Raw genomic sequence first — 3,870 nt, forward strand, 5'->3', positions numbered from 1 at the left:
CGCTGCTGCCGACCTGCTTGAGCGCCACCCGGTGATAGCTGAGGCTGCTGGTATCGGTGGTCGAGCGGATACCGAGCCAGACTTCGGCGGTGTTCGGATCCTGGCCAGTGAACAGCAGAGTCGGGGCGGCGGTCTGGTCGGTTTGCTTGGAGTTATCAAATTGTTAAAGAACGGCACGTTATTAGCCCAATTCAAAACCCAATCCGTCCACACCAAAAATCTGATGTATTCAACCGACCAGAGAAGCGGAGGGGTGGTTGCGGCCCAATGACCAAAACCAGGCTATTTGTGCTGCATTTCGAGTCAAAAATCAGCAGAAATTGAGAAGGGTTTCTGCTGATTTTTGAATCCACCCCATTCTTCCGATCAAAAAATGATGGGGAGATAGAGATGGGGTGCGGCTAACGGGCATGACATTTTTCAAACAAGACAAACTACTATTCAGCCAACTCACCTAGCAGGTGGTTCACATACGAATTAATGTTGCCCTCTGTATAAGTAACGGGAGAGAAGTGATGTTCTCTGCAAAGTAATTCTCTCAGCGTGCTCAATTGCGCTTTCTCGACGAAATACTGTCCATCTAAGTCATCCTCATCCAGTTCAGATGGCACCAATCCATATGAAAACTTCTTGAAGTAAGAGACTGCATGCAATTTATCTGCTGCATTAGCAGCAGAATCCATGAAAAATCGCAGAGCATCCACTTGGACATATCTACTCAAGAACTCAATGTCCACAAACATAGCTACCTGATCATTTGTTCTTGATGTGTCTGGGCGCGCATTTTTGCGAAGCAGTATCCTAACCCATGTGCTTGGTGACAGGTTTTGCCACAAAAACGAAGTAGACAGAATTAAGTCCAGAACATACCGATGAGCAAAATTCCTCATTTGAAAATCCAAGAATAATTCAAAATCAAAATTCTCCATTTGCGACATATACTTACCGAAAAAAGCAATGCCAACCTCGTTCAGTTCACCATACTCATCATGCAGCTTATGTGAGAATGTACTTAAGTCTTCAGGTTTGTTCATTTTAATTGCCTATTGATATTTAGAGTGCTGTTTGTAACGAAACCATCCGCATCCAGCGTGAATTCGTAGAGCTTCAAGTATGCACCATTGGTTTTAAAGCCCATTTCATTGAGCAATTCAGGTACACGCAAGCCTTCTGCAACAGTTGGCCTGTAATGCCCAGAAAGATTGTCAATTAGGCGAATATCGCCTTTGCCAGATAGCTTCATCTGACCAGCCGCTAAAACATCGGCATTATTGGCCAAGGTTGTATGCTTTTGACCAAGCACAAGCTGCCCATTGGACGTAATCACAAAGTCAACATCCTTTGGCAAATTGGGGCGATCAATGGCAATACGTCCATCAACGCTTCGAGCAATCCCGAATATTTTGCCATTTGGATTCAATGCCTCCGTCGGGAATTTGTTCGACACTAGCGATATACTTGAAACTTCGGAAGTTTCACCGACATAGCTGAATCTAAAACCAGCGGAAATTGCGAGGAATTTCTGTTAATTTTTGAATAACCCCTTCTTCCGGTCAAAAATCGACCGGAAAAAGGAGGGAGGAATGACTAGCGATAGTGTGATTATGACGGCACAACTAATTCTCCATGGAACGAGAGTGCAGCGTTATCGAATCATTCAGAAATTCACTGAACGAATTCCAAGTTAGAACTGGAGGACCATTCCCCTCGACATACTGATAGACTGGAGGATCGTCACCTTCAGAAGTATTGAAATAGTTAAATTCATAACCTTGATGCATCGAAAAAACAAAAGCTTCTTTGGGAAGATTGAAATCTTCTTCATTCTCTTCCAGCAAATTAATGGCCTCATCCTTCAGTCCACTTATGGCTGGTAGAAAAATATCAGTCCCTTGAAAAAGCCTCCCTGCACGCTTTCCAATTGCAAGCAAGAATTCTCTGTACTGCAATGGGAAACTAAGCCCCGTCGATTGCTCTAGCGCCGCAATCTCTTCCTGTGAGCACCCTTTTGCCTCTCCTTGCTTACAAAGCTGCGCATCAATCAAAGAGGAAATTAAAGTATCTTTATTCATGATTACCTTCCTGGACCATGAGTAACAATCACCCGAATTCCGGGGAATGCCTGTTGAAATTGAGGGACCACACCCGAACACGACACGCACAATGGCAACTCTGAGAACAGATGCAATGTTCCCGTTGCATCAGGAGGGAATCGATTGCCAAGGTGCTCAAAAATTTTCACTTCAGAATCCAGCATACGTGTGTTGTTCCCTGTGGCTATCGTCTCAAATCGACGCACCGCAGGGATTCCCACAGTTCCGGGTCTGGACGCAGTGCCGCTGATACCCACTAACTCGCCAGTCTCTCCATTAATATTGTATTCGGCGAAAGCTATGTTCCGCTTTGCACCGACATCTAGAGATTGGCGCAATTGACCAATTCTTTCTAAAGAGCTCTCAACGCTACGGAATGCGCTGCTCGAAACTTCGGCAGTTTTACCGACATACCTGCTTGACGGAAACGGCATATACGTCTTGCTGAGCTGATCATACTTAGCAGGGAATGAGCTGCCTGAATATGTAACTACCGCTGCAGAATCAATGGCTTGTATTCCATACGGGCTTGTCTCATTGTATGTGGCAATCAACTGCGCTTGGGTAAAGGTAAAAGGCTTCGGCTTTACCAAACTGTTGGTGGTTATGGTCGTAGGACGCTCCACCTGATAACGCGGCCCCAGTGGATGTTGACCCGCAGCAGAGTCAAAAATCCCACCAAAGTAAGCCCCCGACAGGCTGCCATAGTACCCACCTCGCTGGCCATCTATCGCATAGCCGATGTTGTAGCCGGCGGTGCCGAATACGCTGCCGCTCATCGCTTCAAGCGTTTGCTGGAACTCGCTGGCCTGGGTGGCGGCCTGTACTTTGGCCTTGTCTTCCGGTGTCTGCTGGATCATTTCCCACGCCGCACTGAAGATGCTGTTGCCATCGCGCAGTTTGAAGCTGCGCCAGCTACGGCCTTCCTTGAGGTCCGGGGCGTTCTGGCGGGCCAGCTCGGCGGCGGCCAGCTCCTTGGCAATCCGATTGCTTTCCGCCTGCTGGTTCAGGTACGCCAGCTCTAGCGTCTTGGCGGCCAGTTCATCGTCCAGCGCATCCTGCCGGCGTTGGGCTGCGTTACCCCCCGCGCCCAGTGTCAAGCGCCCTCCCCCCTGCATGCGCTGCCTTTGCTGCGGCCCCATTCCCAGATGCGGGAACATCCAGTTTTTCGGGTCATCGGCGAAGTTGAAGCGCGGATCGTCGTAGCTCGTTCGCTCGGGCATCGCCTGAACGGCTTCCTGTGCATCAGCTCGGGCCAAGGCATCGTCCACCATCGCTTGCTTACGCTGCTGCACATCGGCATTCCACTTCCGGCCGCCTTCGCTGCCGGCGTCTTCGGCCCCGCCACTGCCGGCGTAATACAGTATCCCGGCCCGAGCCGCTTCCATGCTGGCTTGCATCGGGTCGATGCGGCCGGTGCTGATGCCTTGGGACACCATTGAGCCGATCAGGCCACCGACGATGGCGCCGCCCTGGCCGCCAACGGTTCTGCCCACATAGTCCCCGGCCCAGGTGCTGGCCACGCTGGCGGCGACGTTCTTCCAGCTGAAGCTGTCTTGCAGGCCGATCGCGCTGGCGACGGCCTGGGTCATGGTGGTGGCAGCCAGTTGGGCCATCATCCGCGCATACGTATCCGCCTGGTAGGCGCCTTCCACGTATTTGCTGACGCCGGCCGTAATCCCGGCCATGGCCACGGCTTTCCAGTCGAATTTGTTGGTCATGCCGATGGCGTTGGCGGTGGCCTGGCCAGCAGCAGCGCCGGCGGCGGCGGAGAGGC

5 protein-coding genes are annotated in these 3,870 nt (G+C 50.9%); 1 reads left to right on the forward strand and 4 read right to left on the reverse strand.

Features of this window, described 5'->3' with window-relative positions; genetic code table 11:
- Nucleotides 1-271 (forward strand): hypothetical protein (locus PZA18_RS23520; RefSeq protein ID WP_284103335.1); only part of this gene is annotated, 271 nt, incomplete at its 5' end.
- 166 nt (nt 272-437) lie between these two features.
- Here PZA18_RS23520 and PZA18_RS23525 read toward each other — a convergent pair.
- From PZA18_RS23525 to PZA18_RS23540, 4 genes are all read right to left on the reverse strand, one after another.
- Entirely contained in the window at nt 438-1,034 is a 597-nt protein-coding gene (locus tag PZA18_RS23525; RefSeq protein WP_284103336.1) for a hypothetical protein, read from the reverse strand.
- On the reverse strand, nt 1,031-1,447 hold the full coding sequence (locus PZA18_RS23530) for a hypothetical protein (protein WP_284103337.1): 417 nt from the start codon (nt 1,445-1,447) through the stop codon (nt 1,031-1,033). Before PZA18_RS23530 ends, PZA18_RS23525 begins: the two co-directional genes overlap by 4 nt.
- A 169-nt stretch (nt 1,448-1,616) precedes the next feature.
- The gene (locus PZA18_RS23535) at nt 1,617-2,072 is read right to left on the reverse strand and encodes an SMI1/KNR4 family protein (RefSeq protein WP_284103338.1); all 456 of its coding nucleotides are present in this window, start codon (nt 2,070-2,072) and stop codon (nt 1,617-1,619) included.
- A gap of 2 nt (nt 2,073-2,074) precedes the next feature.
- A partial coding sequence (locus PZA18_RS23540; protein ID WP_284103339.1) for a deaminase domain-containing protein occupies nt 2,075-3,870 on the reverse strand: 1,796 nt, incomplete at its 5' end.

Source organism: Parachitinimonas caeni (assembly GCF_030129945.1).
Lineage (GTDB): Bacteria > Pseudomonadota > Gammaproteobacteria > Burkholderiales > Chitinimonadaceae > Parachitinimonas > Parachitinimonas caeni.

Coding starts and splice junctions, on each gene's coding strand:
- PZA18_RS23525 (WP_284103336.1), bottom strand. CDS start 1,034: ATGAACAAACCTGAAGACTTAAGTACATTCTCACATAAGCTGCATGAT.
- PZA18_RS23535 (WP_284103338.1), bottom strand. CDS start 2,072: ATGAATAAAGATACTTTAATTTCCTCTTTGATTGATGCGCAGCTTTGT.